The sequence below is a fragment of the Streptomyces cavernicola genome, assembly GCF_029968035.1.
Lineage (GTDB): Bacteria > Actinomycetota > Actinomycetes > Streptomycetales > Streptomycetaceae > Streptomyces > Streptomyces cavernicola.
The window spans coordinates 236,198-250,663 of sequence record NZ_JASCIQ010000005.1 but is presented as its reverse complement, the minus strand read 5'-3'; the positions used below and the strand labels follow the sequence as shown (position 1 = coordinate 250,663).

13 protein-coding genes are annotated in these 14,466 nt (G+C 70.7%); 9 read left to right on the top strand and 4 right to left on the bottom strand.

Annotated features, from left to right (window positions below):
• The first annotated feature begins 10 nt into the window (after positions 1 to 10).
• On the top strand, positions 11 to 1,018 hold the full coding sequence (locus QIS96_RS07255) for a 4-hydroxy-3-methylbut-2-enyl diphosphate reductase (RefSeq protein WP_282541562.1): 1,008 nt from the start codon (positions 11 to 13) through the stop codon (positions 1,016 to 1,018).
• A gap of 105 nt (positions 1,019 to 1,123) precedes the next feature.
• On the top strand, positions 1,124 to 1,876 hold the full coding sequence (gene ppgK / locus QIS96_RS07250; protein WP_282541561.1) for a polyphosphate--glucose phosphotransferase: 753 nt from the start codon (positions 1,124 to 1,126) through the stop codon (positions 1,874 to 1,876).
• Positions 1,877 to 1,925: 49 nt separating this feature from the next.
• Here the strand turns inward: ppgK and QIS96_RS07245 are convergent, their stop codons facing one another.
• On the bottom strand, positions 1,926 to 2,405 hold the full coding sequence (locus tag QIS96_RS07245) for a DUF6542 domain-containing protein (RefSeq protein ID WP_408907138.1): 480 nt from the start codon (positions 2,403 to 2,405) through the stop codon (positions 1,926 to 1,928).
• Positions 2,406 to 2,866: 461 nt separating this feature from the next.
• Here QIS96_RS07245 and ychF point away from each other — a divergent pair, with 461 nt between their 5' ends.
• Positions 2,867 to 3,955, top strand: a complete 1,089-nt coding sequence (ychF, locus tag QIS96_RS07240; RefSeq protein ID WP_282541560.1) for a redox-regulated ATPase YchF — start codon at positions 2,867 to 2,869, stop codon at positions 3,953 to 3,955.
• Here the strand turns inward: ychF and QIS96_RS07235 are convergent.
• Together QIS96_RS07235 and QIS96_RS07230 are read right to left on the bottom strand one after the other, a co-directional pair.
• Positions 3,945 to 4,610 carry an NAD(P)-dependent oxidoreductase gene (locus tag QIS96_RS07235; RefSeq protein ID WP_282541559.1) on the bottom strand — a complete coding sequence of 222 codons (666 nt, stop codon included), beginning with the start codon at positions 4,608 to 4,610 and terminating at the stop codon, positions 3,945 to 3,947. The two genes, ychF and QIS96_RS07235, sit on opposite strands and share 11 nt — an antisense overlap.
• On the bottom strand, positions 4,607 to 5,545 hold the full coding sequence (locus tag QIS96_RS07230) for an EamA family transporter (RefSeq protein WP_408907137.1): 939 nt from the start codon (positions 5,543 to 5,545) through the stop codon (positions 4,607 to 4,609). The genes QIS96_RS07235 and QIS96_RS07230 overlap by 4 nt, the downstream gene beginning before the upstream one ends.
• Positions 5,546 to 5,623: 78 nt before the next feature.
• Here QIS96_RS07230 and QIS96_RS07225 point away from each other — a divergent pair, with 78 nt between their 5' ends.
• Together QIS96_RS07225 and QIS96_RS07220 are read left to right on the top strand one after the other, a co-directional pair.
• Complete coding sequence (locus QIS96_RS07225) at positions 5,624 to 6,496, top strand: LysR substrate-binding domain-containing protein (protein ID WP_282541558.1); 873 nt, start codon at positions 5,624 to 5,626, stop codon at positions 6,494 to 6,496.
• A gap of 281 nt (positions 6,497 to 6,777) precedes the next feature.
• Positions 6,778 to 7,482, top strand: coding sequence for a Crp/Fnr family transcriptional regulator (locus QIS96_RS07220; protein WP_282541557.1), 705 nt, complete (start codon positions 6,778 to 6,780; stop codon positions 7,480 to 7,482).
• On the opposite strand, the gene QIS96_RS07215 is transcribed toward QIS96_RS07220, so the two are convergent.
• Positions 7,462 to 8,031, bottom strand: a complete 570-nt coding sequence (locus tag QIS96_RS07215; protein ID WP_282541556.1) for a Pycsar system effector family protein — start codon at positions 8,029 to 8,031, stop codon at positions 7,462 to 7,464. The genes QIS96_RS07220 and QIS96_RS07215 overlap by 21 nt on opposite strands.
• 283 nt (positions 8,032 to 8,314) lie before the next feature.
• On the opposite strand from QIS96_RS07215, the gene QIS96_RS07210 reads away from it, so the two are divergent.
• The 4 genes from QIS96_RS07210 (at position 8,315) to QIS96_RS07195 (ending at position 14,405) form a co-directional block, all read left to right on the top strand.
• Positions 8,315 to 9,076 (top strand): hypothetical protein, encoded by a 762-nt coding sequence (locus QIS96_RS07210; RefSeq protein ID WP_282541555.1) that lies wholly within the window; start codon positions 8,315 to 8,317, stop codon positions 9,074 to 9,076.
• 502 nt (positions 9,077 to 9,578) lie between these two features.
• Positions 9,579 to 11,447 (top strand): hypothetical protein, encoded by a 1,869-nt coding sequence (locus QIS96_RS07205; protein ID WP_282541554.1) that lies wholly within the window; start codon positions 9,579 to 9,581, stop codon positions 11,445 to 11,447.
• On the top strand, positions 11,444 to 13,054 hold the full coding sequence (locus tag QIS96_RS07200; protein WP_282541553.1) for a hypothetical protein: 1,611 nt from the start codon (positions 11,444 to 11,446) through the stop codon (positions 13,052 to 13,054). The genes QIS96_RS07205 and QIS96_RS07200 overlap by 4 nt, the downstream gene beginning before the upstream one ends.
• Complete coding sequence (locus tag QIS96_RS07195) at positions 13,044 to 14,405, top strand: DUF4407 domain-containing protein (RefSeq protein WP_282541552.1); 1,362 nt, start codon at positions 13,044 to 13,046, stop codon at positions 14,403 to 14,405. Before QIS96_RS07200 ends, QIS96_RS07195 begins: the two co-directional genes overlap by 11 nt.
• The last annotated feature ends 61 nt before the right edge of the window (positions 14,406 to 14,466 follow it).

Genomic DNA, 14,466 nt, shown 5'->3' with positions numbered 1-14,466 from the left:
CGATGGGGGCATGACTGCACAGACCCAAGCCCGCCGCGTCCTGCTTGCCGCCCCGCGCGGCTACTGCGCGGGCGTGGACCGCGCCGTGATCGCCGTCGAGAAGGCCCTGGAGCAGTACGGGGCCCCGGTCTATGTCCGGCACGAGATCGTGCACAACAAATACGTGGTGCAGACCCTGGAGAAGAAGGGCGCGATCTTCGTCGACCAGGCCACGGAGGTCCCGCCGGGCAACATCGTGATGTTCTCCGCCCACGGCGTCGCCCCCTCCGTGCACGAGGAGGCCCGCCAGGGCAGCCTCGCCACCATCGACGCGACCTGCCCCCTGGTCACCAAGGTCCACAAGGAAGCGGTCCGCTTCGCCAACGACGACTACGACATCCTCCTCATCGGCCACGAGGGCCACGAGGAGGTCATCGGCACCTCCGGCGAGGCCCCCGACCACATCACGCTCGTCGACGGCCCCGAGGACGTCGCGAACGTCGAGGTGCGCGACGAGTCCCGCGTCGTCTGGCTCTCCCAGACCACGCTCTCCGTCGACGAGACGATGGAGACGGTCGATGCCCTCAAGGAGAAGTTCCCGAACCTGATCTCCCCGCCGTCGGACGACATCTGCTACGCCACGCAGAACCGCCAGACCGCCATCAAGGAGCTGGCCCAGCAGTCGGACCTGGTCATCGTGGTCGGCTCCAAGAACTCCTCCAACTCCCAGCGCATGGTGGACGTCGCCAAGCAGGCCGGCTGCCCCGCCGCGTACCTGGTCGACTTCGCCAGCGAGATCGACGAGACCTGGCTGGATGGCGTCGGCACGGTCGGCGTCTCCTCCGGCGCCTCGGTCCCGGACGTCCTCGTCGAGGAGGTCCTGGCCTGGCTCTCGGAGAAGGGGTACGGGGACGTGGAGATCGTGAAGACCGCCGAGGAGTCCCTCACGTTCTCCCTGCCGAAGGAGCTCCGCCGCGACCTCCGCGCCGAGGCCGCCGCCCTGATCGAGGAGCGCACGGGGCGTACGACGGAGTCCTGAGCGGTTCCGGAGCGGTTCCGGACGGGAAAGCGGTCGTACGAGGTCGGGGGCCGGCCTCGTACGTCTGCGTCGTGACTGTCAGTTCCGCGTCGTAACGTGGAGTCCATGCAGATCTTCGGCGTGGACATCGGCGGATCCGGCATCAAAGGCGCCCCGGTCGACCTGGACCGGGGCGAGCTCAGCGAGCCCCGGCACAAGGTCCTCACCCCGCATCCGGCGACGCCCGACGCGGTGGCCGACGGCGTCAAGCAGGTCATCGGCCACTTCGGCTGGTCGGGCCCGATAGGGGTCACGTTCCCCGGAGTCGTCACCGGCGCCAGCGCGGTCCGTACGGCCGCCAACGTGGACAAGAGCTGGATCGACGTCGACGCCGGCGCGCTGCTCGGCGAGCGCACCGGCTGCGGCTCGGTCACCGTCCTCAACGACGCGGACGCCGCGGGTGTGGCCGAGATGCGGTTCGGCGCGGGCCGCGGCCGCAAGGGCACGGTCCTGATGCTCACGCTCGGCACGGGCATCGGCAGCGCCCTCTTCGTCGACGGCGTGCTCGTCCCCAACACGGAGCTGGGCCACCTGGAGCTGCACGGCCACGACGCGGAGAAGAGAGCCTCCACGAAGGCCCGCGAGGACGAGGACCTCAGCTGGGAGCACTGGGCCCGCAGAGTGCAGAAGTACCTCGTGCACGTGGAGATGCTGTTCTCGCCGGAGCTGTTCGTCATCGGCGGCGGAGTCAGCCGTAAGGCGCACAAGTTCCTGCCCCTGATCAAGGGCGTCAAGGCGGAGATCGTCCCCGCGGAGCTGCAGAACAACGCGGGGATCGTGGGCGCCGCGATGGCGGCGGCGGAGCGTGCTGCCGGTTAGGCCGCTGCCCGGCGGCGCCTCATGGGGCCGGTGCCGTCGGCCCGGGGCGTCAGGAGTGCTGGGCGGGCATCCGGCGCTGCTGCGGCGACCGGCCGCGGCCCGCGCCCGCGCCCGCGCTCGCGCGCAACGCACGCTTCCGCGCCATGAGCCGGATCTTGCGTACGGACGCGATCAGCCCGGCGATCAGCGTGCCGCCGTACAGCCAGCCCGCGTGCATCGCGAGCGCCGTGAACAGGCCCATGACCTGGCCGACGAACCCGTCCGCGCCGCCCGAGATCGGCAGCATCCCGACGGCGAACGCGATCGGCACCGCCACCGGCGCCGTGACCAGGTCCGCCGGCCGCACCCACACCGCGGTCAGCGCGCTGACCGGCAGGAACAGCAGCCCGTACGCGAGTGCGGAGCCGCCGAAAAGGAGCCGGTCGAGGCAGGCGATGAGCACCATCACCAAGGTGCAGAACAGCCCGCTGCCGAGCCCGGTGAGACGCGGGTTGGGCAGTGCGCGCACCGCGGACACGAACTTGCGCACGGCGCGCACCACCGCCCGTACGCCGCGGACGACCGGCGGACCGCCGGCGCCGCGGCCGGGAACACGGGCCGGGAGACGACCGGGTAGGCGACCGGGGAGGCGGGGCCGGGACGCGGCCCGGTAGACCGTGCCGCCCTTGCCGTCGCTCCTGCCGTCCCCGCTCACGGGCCGCGGACGGGCGGGCGGCCCGCCGGCCTGCGGCGGGAGGGGGGCGGTTCGTCGCGCTCTGTCCCTGGCCGGTCGCGTCCTGTGTTGCTCCACCGCTCCAACCTAGGTCGGCCGCGCCCGGAAATCCGCCCTTGGACACGCGTTTTGGCGCACCTTGGCCCTGCGTTCGACGGGCCCCGGCCACCGGGCTCCCGGGCGGGCGACGGCGGGGCTTGCGTTGCGCCGTAGACTGGTGGATCGGCCCGGCAGCCATCGGGTCCTCCACAAGACCCTCACGTACGGGAAGTCGCAACGTGTCGCTCACGATCGGAATCGTCGGTCTGCCCAATGTCGGCAAGTCGACCCTGTTCAACGCCCTGACCAAGAACGACGTGCTGGCGGCCAACTACCCGTTCGCCACCATCGAGCCCAACGTCGGCGTCGTCGGCGTCCCCGACGCCCGCCTCGACAAGCTGGCGGAGATCTTCGGCTCGCAGAAGATCCTCCCGGCGACGGTCGACTTCGTCGACATCGCGGGCATCGTGCGCGGCGCGAGTGAGGGCGAGGGCCTCGGCAACAAGTTCCTCGCGAACATCCGCGAGTCCGACGCGATCTGCCAGGTCATCCGCGCCTTCCAGGACGAGAACGTCGTCCACGTCGACGGCAAGGTCTCGCCGAAGAGCGACATCGAGACGATCAACACCGAGCTGATCCTCGCCGACCTGCAGACCATCGAGAAGGTCCTGCCGCGCCTCCAGAAGGAGTCGCGCATCAAGAAGGACATCGCCCCGAAGGTCAAGGCGGTCGAGGAGGCCAAGGAGATCCTCGAGACCGGCAAGACGCTCTTCTCGGCGGGCATCGTCAACGGCGGTGACAACGAGGAGCTGCTGCACGACCTGCACCTCCTCACCACCAAGCCGTTCCTGTACGTCTTCAACGTCGACGAGGACGAGCTGACCGACGAGGCGTTCAAGGAGGAGCAGCGCGCCCTGGTCGCCCCGGCCGAGGCGATCTTCCTCAACGCCAAGCTGGAGGCGGACCTCGCCGAGCTGGACGAGGCGGACGCGATGGAGCTCCTGGAGTCCGTCGGCGCCGAGGAGCCGGGCCTCGCGACCCTGGCCCGCGTCGGCTTCGACACCCTGGGCCTCCAGACGTACCTCACGGCCGGCCCCAAGGAAGCCCGCGCCTGGACCATCCAGAAGGGCGCGACGGCCCCCGAGGCGGCCGGTGTGATCCACACCGACTTCCAGAAGGGCTTCATCAAGGCCGAGGTCATCTCCTTCGCCGACCTCGTCGAAACCGGCTCGGTGGCCGACGCCCGCGCGGCCGGCAAGGCGCGCATGGAGGGCAAGGAGTATGTGATGCAGGACGGGGATGTGGTGGAGTTCCGCTTCAACGTGTAGTCGAGGTCCGGTCTGACGTCCGGGCTGTGACGGTGAAGTGCTTGTCGCCGGTCGGGCTTTCGACTTCGTCGACGACGGCGATGGCGAGGTCGGGTGCGGTGATCCGGGAGATGCCGTTCTCGTCGGTGAGCAGTCTGGTCGTTCCGCGCCGGTAGCGACCAGTGCGCTCGCCCGGTTCGAGGATGGCGGGCGGGCTCAAGTAGACCCATCCGTTGTAGCGGTGCTCCTGGCAACCGTTGAACTGGTCGAGGCTGGCCTGAGCGATCGATTTCCAGGCCTCGGGCACGTAGCTCGGGTCGTCGATCAGGAGCCGATCGGGATCGTTCGGGGAGCGCAGCGGCGCGGCGCCTCCGACGATGAGTACGGGTGTGCCGTGCTGCTCGGCGGCATCGAGAAACCCTCGTGTGAGGGAGGCGAGGCGGGATTCTTCGCCGGGGGCGAGTCGGATCGTCAGGACGGCCGCATCGACTTCGGCGAGTACCGGTGGCAATGACGCGGTGTCCTCGATGTCCAAGGCCCGTGCGCTCAGCCGGTCGATGCCGGCGTCGGCTCTTGGACGTCGGGAGAGCGCGGTGACGTGGTGTCCCCGGTCCAGGGCTTCTGTGGCGATAGCGCTACCGGCCATGCCGGTGGCTCCGATGATGGCGATTCTCATGGGTGGATCCGTGCTTTCTTCTTCGGTGAGGTGAGCTGACCGGCGACCATCGCAGCGAGCGCGACGGCGAAGCCGATGAGTTGGATGAACGTGAGTGCCTCATCCGCGATGACCGCGCCGAGAACCGCGGCCACCAGCGGAGACAGCAGCCCGAGCAGGGCTGTCGCGGTGACGGGAAGCCGCCGGATGCCGGAGAACCACAGGCTGTAGGTCAGCAGTGCTCCGAGCACGCCCAGCCACATGTACCCGGCGACTGCCGGGCCGTCGATGTCGCGGGGGATTCCGTCGATGAGCATGGCAGGGATGAGCAAGACGAGTCCGGCGGCGGTGAGTTGCCATCCGGCGAGCCCGATCGCGGAGACTCCAGCGGGTCGGCCCCACTTCTTGGTGAGTACGACACCGGTGCCCATCGACGCGGCGCCGCCCAGGCCCGCGAGGATGCCGATGGGATCAAGTCCGGCTCTGGGGCCGAGTACGACGAGAGCTACGCCGAGCATTCCGATGACGCCCCAGGTGGCCCGCCAGATGGAGAGCTTCTCGTGCAGGATCGCGACGGCGAGGAACGCCACGACGATCGGCTGCGACGCACCCAGCGTGGCAGCGACACCGCCGGGTAGGTGCTGGGCTGCGAGGAACAACAGCGGGAAGAACGCGGCCATGTTGAGTGTGCCGAGCACCAGGCTCTTCCACCACCACGACCCCCTCGGCAGCCGACGCGCGATGAGCAGGGCGACCACGCCGGCCGGCAGCGAGCGCATCAGCGCCGCGAACAAGGGGTGCCCCTCGGGCAGCAGGTGCGTGGTGACGATGTAGGTCGTGCCCCATACGGCCGGGGCGATCGCGGTCAACGACGTCAAGCCGATGCGCCCGGACGTCGTCGGCGGCGTGACCATTGATGCCGGAAGTGCAGGTGGCGGGGGCGTGGTCGTGGTCATGGGTCCATCGTCAGTCGCCCGCTTGTATGAGTCCAACACATTGTTGTCATTCCAATGATGAACCGAGAGCATGGATCGATGGATCTTCAGCAGATGCGATACGCCGTGGCGGTCGCGGAGGAGCGCAGCTTCACCCGTGCCGCCGAGCGGTGCCATGTGGTGCAGTCCGCGCTCAGCCATCAGATCAAGGGCCTGGAGCGCGAGTTGGGAGTCGTGCTCTTTGCTCGTACGAGTCGCCGCGTCGAGGTGACCGCCGCCGGCGAGGCGTTCCTCGCCGCGGCTCGCGTGAGTCTCGACGCTGCCGAGCGAGCTGTGTCAGATGCCGCCGCGGCAGCCGGCGAAATTCGTGGCACCCTGACCATCGGTGTGATTCCCACGGTGACCGCGATCGACATTCCGGCTGCGCTCGGAGCGTTCCACCGCAAGCACCCTGCAGTGCGGATCAGGCTGCGCGGCGGCGGCAGTGACGAGTTCATCGCGGCCATCGCCGACGGCAGCATGGACGTGGCTGTGCTCGGGCTCCCCGACACGATGACGCCGAAGAACGTGAACACGCGCGTCCTGGCACGCGAGCGGCTCGCCGCCGTCGTATCTGCCGACCACGCTCTCGCCGCGCGACGCAGGTTGCGGCTCGAGGACCTGGTCGATGAGGCATTCGTCGACTTCCCGGAAGGGACTCCAGGACGGGCTCCCTCGGACCTGGCGTTCCGTGCCGCCGGCCTACATCGCGAAGTGGCGTTCGAGGCGATGAGCACCGACCTCATGCTGAGTCTCGTGAAGAACAATCTCGTGATCGCGTTGCTGTCACCCGCTGTGATCCCCGACAGCGACGAACTCCGCACCATCCCGGTCACCAGCGGCCCCACCCGCGTCGAGTATCTGGCGTGGAGCGGCTTCAACGTCTCGCCCGTCGCGCAGGCGTTTCTTGAAGGCCTCGCGGCGACAGAGTGAGGCTGACGGTTGGCCCTTCTCCATGAGCGTGACGTTGCTCCGTGCCGGAACTCGGCGGCTTCAGAGTGTGGCTCAACTCTGGTTGTCGTAGGGCTTGTTGACGCGTCAAGTGCTCGGTTCTCTTGGGGGGTGATGCAGGCATGGCGGCGCGACGGTCGGACGGCTGGCCGGCCGTGGGTGTATTCGTACGGGGGCCTAGCCTGGGCGGGTCGAGATGTGGGGGTGCGGGCGTGGGTGGGGCGCGGCGGGAGTGGGGATGGCCGGATCGGAGTCTGCTCGGGGTGCTGTCCGCTCCTGCTCGGGCCGAACTGCTGGGGCTGGGCTTGGAGTTGACGTTCGAGTCCGGGGACGTGCTGCTCACCGAGGGGGCCGCGGATCGCCATCTGTACGTGATTCTCAGCGGGTTCGCCAAGGTCACCGCGACTGTGGAGAACGGGCAGGAGTCGCTGCTCGCCGTCCGGGTCGGGGGTGACACCGTGGGCGAGATGGCCGCGTTGGACGGGGCGCCACGGTCGGCCGGGGTGGTGGCCTGTGGGCCGTTGCAGGCGCGGGTGATCGGGCCTGAGGCCCTGCACGGGCTCATGATGCGGCGGCCCGAGGTGGCGATGGCGCTGACCCGGATCGTGGCCGACCGGCTGCGCTGGGCGAATCGGCGGCGCCTGGACTTTCGGGGCTACACGGTCAAGGTGCGCCTCGCCCGGCTCCTGGTGGAGTTGACCGTCGCGTGCGGGCGACCCGAGCCGGGCGGTGGGTATGTGATCGGCTTTCAGCTCACCCAGCCCGAGCTCGCCGCGCTCACCGGGGCCGCGGAGACCACCGTGCACAAGGGGTTGCGCGAGCTGCGGGACGAGGGGCTGCTCGGCACCGGATACCGCACGACCACCGTGCACGACCTCGCCCGGCTCGCCCGCGTGGCCGAGCTTGCCGAGCCCGTGGTGCCGCCCGCCCCGCGCCCGCGCAGGGGGTCAGTCGACGATCGGCTGTAGCAACAGGCAGAGCCCGGCGGCGGTTCCCATCACGGCGGTGCAGGCGACGGCTGCTGTCACGCAGCGGTACTTCCGCAGGGCCACGTCGGAAAGGAAGCGGATCATCGCGCGCCGCTGCCGCTCGTCCTCGTCGGGCGGTGCGGGCGGTGCGGGCGTGGCCGTGGCCGCGGCGACCGACGACGGGTTCGAAGCGGCGGCGAGCGAGACGAAGCTGTAGTCGTTGGGGAGGGCGGGCCGCCAGACGCGCGGCCGGAGCGCCAGCGCGAGCGAGGCGGTACCACCGAAGAAGCCGCAGGCGAAGAAGACGAGCAGCACTCCCATCGTCCAGCCGGACAGCCCGCCGCGCCGCCAGCTGTCGTACGCCGCTTCGCTCCATGAACCCGCTGTTCCCACCAGTGCCGCTTGCACGGCGGCGAGGATGCCGGCTTTGGCGTCGGCGTGCTGGTGCGTCGTCTGCAGGAGGGGCAGCATGGTGTGCGATGCGCGGGCGGGCGCACCCCCGGCGGGGGCGGACGCCGCCGTTGACGGGGTGGGCGGGGTGGATGTCACGGAACCTCCACGACTCGGACGGGCTTCCATTGAGCCGCCGTCGCGCCGGGCGGACCAGCCACTTCTACGGGATTGAGCGACTTGGCGAGATCCCGTACTTCCACGGGGTGCGGGCACCCGTTTCGGAGGTACGACTGGCAGGGCGACCGCTGCTCCACGGGGGTGGGCAGCGGTCCGGGAGCAGCGTGCCGAATCGCCTTTCACCGAGTAACTCGGCTGATTCGTCAGTGAGTTGACGGTGCGGCATGCTGTCCTTCCCGATGGGCCGGACGAGGAGGACGGGATGTCCGTAGGAGCGATGGGCGTGTTCGACAGGCGGCTTCTGCTGGCCGTTGACGCGCGTGGATACGGCAGCGCGGACACCGCGCGACAGCGCGAGATCCAGACCGTGTTGCCCCGGCTGCTCTCCGAGGCGGCCGAGGCGGCCGGGCTCGACCGTGCCTCCTGGGTACGGCAGGCCGCCGGGGACTCCGAGTTCGCTGTGCTGCCGACCGGATCCGACGAACAGGCGCTTGTCGAGCCGTTCATGCGCCGCTTGGACGCCGGGCTGCGCGCGCACAACCGCGACCGCGTGCCCGGCGCGCGGCTCGCGCTGCGCGCCGCCGTGCACTTCGGTCCGGCCTCCGAGGCTCCCAACGGCTTCGTGGGCCCTGGGCCGGTCGAGGTCTCCCGCATTCTGGAGAGCGACCCGCTGCGTCGGGCCCTCGTCGCGGCCCCGGACGCCCCGCTCGCCGTCGCGCTGACCACGCCGGTCTTCACCGAGCTCGTCGCCCAGGGCTACACCAACTTCCGGCCGGAGGAATTCCGCGAGGTCGTCGTCGAGAAGAAGGAGTACCGGGGCCGGGCCTGGCTGTGGGTGCCGGGGTACGACGTCCACGGCCTTGACCTGGGCGATTCCGCCCCGGGCGCCGGAGCCGGCTCCCCTGCGAACTCCGGTGGGACCGCGGCGCAGGCCGGGCCTCCCGCGCGTGGAGGCGACTCGGCCACCAACAACCTGTACGGAACCGTCATCAACGGGAACGTCGTCTTCGGCATCTCCAAGTGACCTGAGCGGGCGAGGAGATGGGGGTGCACACGTGAGAGCCACAGATCGGCCGGCGGAGAGTCACGGAAGCGGGGAAGGGGCAGGGGACGGAGTGCCCGGCGAGGCCCGACAGTCGACCGGAGAGCCGAACAGCACCTCCGACTCCCGCTCGGAACCCGAAGAATCTGCGGCTGCGCCCGCGCCCGCGCCCGCACCTGCGCCTGGGCCTGCACCTGCGCCTGCGCCTGGGCCTGCGTCTCCGTCTCCGTCTCCGTCTCCGTCTCCGTCTCCGTCTCCGTCTCCGTCTCCGTCCGACGGTGACAGCCGCGTCTACAACAACTTCTACGGCCCCCAGTACCACGACCGTGCCCACTTCGGCATCGCCACCGCCACCGAGCGCGCAGGGCGGGCCCGCGCCACCGGCCTGCTGGAGGGCGACGAGATCGACACGCTGCTGCGCTCGTACATTCGCCCCGACTGCTTCGACGACGCGGCCCGCGAGTTGTCCCGTACCGGCGTCGTCGTGCTGACCGGCCCACAGGGCACAGGCAAACGCTCCGGCGCGGTCGCCCTGCTCCGCGAGACGGTCGGACCCACCGCCGACTACGTGGTGCTCTCGCCCGACATCGGTCTCGACCAGCTGGCCGAGCGCACCTTCGAAGCAAGCGTCGGCTACGTCGTCCTCGACCGGACCGGGAGCGCAGGGGCCGCGGAGGGCGTAGCCGGGCCCTCTGCGGACTTCGACTGGCGCCGGGTCCGCGACCAACTGCGCCGCCACGGCGCCCACTTGGTGATCACGACCGTGCACGGCGTCACCGGGCGCGCCCCGGAGGCGGTACGCCATCTGCGCTGGCGGCCCCCGGCCCTGGACAAGGTGGTGCGGGCCCGGCTGGTCCAGGCCCGCACCCCGCAGGACACCGTCGAGCGGGCCGTCACCGGGATGCCACCCGGCTGTCCGATCGCGGTCGTCGCCGATGCGGCGCAGCGGATCGCGGCGGGCGCCGACCCCGACCAGGTGTGGAAGGAGCACACCGGCGGTGCGCCGCAGGCGGTCCGGGAGTGGTTCGACGTCGACGAGGAGCGGAGTCTGCGAGAGATCGCCGAGGTCACCACGCTCGCTTTCGCGCCCGGTATCGGGAGGCGTGCCTTTGAATCGCTCCAGGACGTCCTGGAGCGGCTCCTCGAACCCGTGTACTTCGCGTCGGAGGCCGTGCCGCCGCCTTCCGGCGCCTCGGTCCCTGACGCCGCGGGTCAGTCCGCGGCTGCCGACGGACAGGACCGGCGGCAGCCACGTCGAGCCCGTCCGGTGGACCGGCGCCGCTCGCTCGCCCGCAACTCCCTGATCGAGACCGAGATGCAGGTCTACGGGGCGACCACCCGCGAGGTGATGGTCTTCGCCGACGCCGAGCTGCGCCGCTGGGTGCTGCAGGCGCTGTGGCGCTACCACCCCACGGAATACTGGGACGCGGTCCGCGAATGGCTGGGTCTCGTCGTCGACGCCGACCACGACCCCGCCCTGCAGCTCTCCATCGCCTCCGGGCTCACGCTGCTGGGCCACATCGCCTTCGACGAGGTCGTGCAGAGCTACCTCGACCCGTGGGCGCGCGGGGAGCACGGCCTGACCGGGCAGACCGTCGCGGCGTACGTGCTGTGGTTCATGTGCCTGGAGGAGACACAGGCGGCCGCCGCGCTCACGCTGGTCCGCACCTGGGCGCAGTCCACCCACCCCGCCTTGCGGGGCACCGCGCTCGTGGCGTTCAGCGGGCAGCTCGGCGCCACCTTCCCCACCGACGCGGTGAAATGGCTCTGGGCGGTGCTCCGGAGCGGGGTGCTCGACAAGCAGGAGGAGCGCGAAGCCGGCCTGCACGCATGGGCGCAGCTGTTCCTGACGCTCGTCGACTGTCAGGAGGACGCCGGCATCGTGCTCGACGCCCTGGCGTACCGGATCCGGAAGGAACAGCGCACCCGGTCCGCCGCCTACTCGGCGACGGGCCTCCTTGCCCTCGAAACCGCCTTGTACGTCTTCACCGCCACCGAGCGGCTCTCCGGCCGCCCCGCCGTCGCCCGCTACATCGCCGACCGGCCCGCAGAGGCCGAGGTCGTCGCCGAGTTGTGGGCGGCGATGCTCCGCTACCGGCCGCTGCGCCGGGACGCCCTGTCCGCCCTGCTCGTCACGGTTCGCGCCCTGCCTGCCGTGACCTCCGACCCCACCACAGCGGCCGCGCGACTGGGCCATGCCCTCGTCGCCGTGCTCCCGCAGGCTGAACATCCACTGCTGGCCGACGAGTTGGGCCGACTCGCGGTCTCTCGTCCCGCTCGCGCCACGGAACCCGACTGCGTCGCGACCCTGATCGGCGCCCTGAACCGTGTGAAGGACGGTCACCCACGATGACCACGATCCGCAGGACCTATCCCCTGGTCGAGGAGCGCGTGCTCGCCCCCGCGCCCCGAACCGGTCGCCGCTTCTGGAACCGGCCGACCCGTGCCGACGACGAGCTGCCCCGGGTCGCGGCCCACCAGGTGCTCGTCTACCGCACCGGTGACCAGTACCTCACGGACCACGGTGTCCGCGGGCCCGCGGACGAGGCGGTCCTGAACGCCGGCTCCGTCACGGTCGTCGACTGCCGTACCGAGGTGCCCGTCACCGTCGGCACCGACGTGCCGTCCGCCGAGACCGACGGCTTCACCGTCCAGGTCGCCTTCCCGTGCACCGTCACCGACCCGGTGGCCGTCGTCCGGGAGGGCGTCACCGATGTGGAGTCCCGGCTGCTCGGCTACCTGCGGGCGCTGCCCGGACTCACCGAGGTCACCCAGGAATGGCCGCTCGACCAGGGCAAGCAGGTGTCCCGGCGGCTCACCGCCCGCCTGATCTCGTACCTCGAGATGCAACCGCCGCGGATCGCCGGGCTCGCCGTCGGCACCCCGTACCTGACGGTCCTCACCCCGGAGGAGTTCGCCGCACAGCAGCGCCGCGCCGACGAGGAGCGGCGCGAGGCCGAGCAGGACCGCGTGAAGGAGGCGGTCCGCCGCGAGCGCGAGCGGATGGAGCACGAGCGCAAGGCGCTGGAGCTGCAGCACGAGCAGGAACTGGAGGAGTTGAAGCGAAGGTACGCGCAGCGGACCGACGCCGAGGACCAGCACTACAGCCACGACCTCAAGCGCAAGGAGAACGAGTTCTCCCGCACCGAGGCGCTCAAGGATCTGGACGACTTCGGCACCGACGCGGACAACGCCGACATCCTCGCCCGGAGCAGAGGGGAGATCTCCTACACGGAGCTGTCCGACCGGCAGCGCGAGGCCGACCGGGTGCGGCGCGAGCGGCAGCGGGAGGACGAGGAGCGGCACTGGGAGTACGCCGAGCGGCGGCGTCAGGCCGAACGGGAGGAAATCCGTTACAGCCTGGAGCGGGACGACCGGCACCAGGAGATCGACCGCCAGGACCGTCGTGCCGCGTTGGAGGCCGAACGGGAGGAGAAGCGCGAACGGCGGGCCGAGGAACGCCAGGACCGGCTGCGCCGACGCGCCGACCAGCGTGAGGACGAGTTGGCCGACAGGGAAGAGCGTCGCCACCGGGCCGACCGGCGCGACAGCGTCAACCAGGAGCTGGGCCGCCAGATGATCAACCGCGGCCTGCTCGACAACGCGCCGCTCGACGCCCGTGCCTTCGTCGAGCGCCTCAGCTCCGGCCAGGGCCTCATCGACGAGGAGCCGCGCACCGTCGCCCGGCAGGTGACCGACGCCGAGAGCCCGCAGCTGGAGGAGGGCGAGGGCAGGTCGTACGAGAAGGAGCAGGAGGCGGAGACCGCGGAGGAGCACGGCCGGGAGCACACGGCGCCGAGCGCTCGGCGCCCCGCTGACCCGCGCGGGGGCGAGCAGCACGATGAACGGGTCGGCGACGGGTACGACGACGCCGGCCGCGCCGCCGACGACGGGGCTGCCGACCGCCTGATCGCAGACGACGACCTCGGTGAAGCGGGGAGGGAGGAGCGTGGCCGCTGACACCCCTGTCCGCCCGCCCGAGCAGAGTCACGACGCGTGGGCGGCCGAGACCGGCCCCGTCCACCGTTCCGCAGTCGGCCGCCGGGGCGGTCGCAGTCTCGCTGTGCTGCTGCGCCGGCTGATCGGCGTACGCGAGGAGATCCTCGACCGCGAGCACGCCGAGCGCGCCCGCTACACCTGGTACGGCGCCATCGTCCTCAACACCGCGCTGCTGGGCGGGGCCTCCATGGCCTTGGCGATCGGCACCGTCCGGGAGGGCACGCCGGTCGTGGTGGCGATCGCCGTCGGTTTCGTCTGGGCGTGGATCGTGCTGGCCCTGGACAGCTGGCTGGTCTCCAGCACCCATGGCTACACGGGTGGACGGGCCATCCGCATGCTGGTGCCGCGCCTGTTCCTCTCCCTGGTGCTCGGGCTCACCATCGCCGAGCCGCTGCTGTTCCAGATCTTCGACCGGGAGATACGCCAGGAGATGGCAGTCGCCAGGGAGCGCGACCTCGCCGACTTCAGGGGCAGTCTCACCGCCTGCAATCCTCCCGACGGCAAGGACACCACGAACCGCGCGGAGTGCGGCGACTTCCATCTGACGGTGAAGGGCGCGCCGGCCTCGATCAAGGAGGACATCGCCGACAACGCCGCCGCCGTGGACCGCCTCGACGAGCAGATCAAGACCTACGACGACGCTCTCGACAAGAAGTTGGCCACGGAGCGCCGCGAGTGCGCCAAGAGCCGCTGGATCTGGCGCGGCAACGGCTGGGACACCACCGAGACCTGCGAGCGTGCCCGCGACGACACGAACGCCTACCAGCGGACGAGCAAGGTCGACGCGTACGAGGCGAAGCGTGCCGAACTCGTCGCCGAGGGAAACGTCCTGTCCGAGCGGCTGGTCGACACCGGCACCGCCTACCGCGCGGACGTCAAGAAGGCGATCAACGCGAAGGTCGCCGAGCGGAAGCAGTCGCAGCAGCACGACGGACTGCTGCTGCGCGCGGATGCGCTGTCCACGGTGGCCTGGTCCGACGGTTTCGCGCTCTTCATGATGTTTCTGCTGCACGCCGTGCTGCTTCTCGTCGACGCCATGCCGGTCCTCGCCAAGCTGATGAGCGGCCCGTCCGAGTACGACCGCAGGCTGGCCGAGCGGCGCGAGGCCAACCAGCGCATCCACCTGGAGGACCAGGACGTGCAGCGCCAGGTCTCCTCCATCGACCACGAGGTCCGGCGGTACGCGGCCGAGGTGCGGGCCGAGGAGGACAAGGCCCGGCTGGGGCATGCCCGCTACAAAGCGCGGGCTGAGCACGCCCGCATCGTCCGGGAGGAACTCGACGCCCGTACGGCCCGGCTCCTGGGGGAGTGACGCCCGCCTGCACAGCTCCTGGGTGAGTGACGCCCGCCTGCACATCGACCGGAGTCCACGT

Excerpts from the sequence above, each read along its gene's own strand:
- ppgK (WP_282541561.1), top strand. The coding sequence starts at position 1,124 with ATGCAGATCTTCGGCGTGGACATCGGCGGATCCGGCATCAAAGGCGCC.
- QIS96_RS07230 (WP_408907137.1), bottom strand. The coding sequence starts at position 5,545 with ATGACCACGACCACGCCCCCGCCACCTGCACTTCCGGCATCAATGGTC.
- QIS96_RS07235 (WP_282541559.1), bottom strand. The coding sequence starts at position 4,610 with ATGAGAATCGCCATCATCGGAGCCACCGGCATGGCCGGTAGCGCTATC.
- QIS96_RS07210 (WP_282541555.1), top strand. The coding sequence starts at position 8,315 with ATGTCCGTAGGAGCGATGGGCGTGTTCGACAGGCGGCTTCTGCTGGCC.
- QIS96_RS07200 (WP_282541553.1), top strand. The coding sequence starts at position 11,444 with ATGACCACGATCCGCAGGACCTATCCCCTGGTCGAGGAGCGCGTGCTC.
- QIS96_RS07225 (WP_282541558.1), top strand. The coding sequence starts at position 5,624 with ATGGATCTTCAGCAGATGCGATACGCCGTGGCGGTCGCGGAGGAGCGC.
- QIS96_RS07255 (WP_282541562.1), top strand. The coding sequence starts at position 11 with ATGACTGCACAGACCCAAGCCCGCCGCGTCCTGCTTGCCGCCCCGCGC.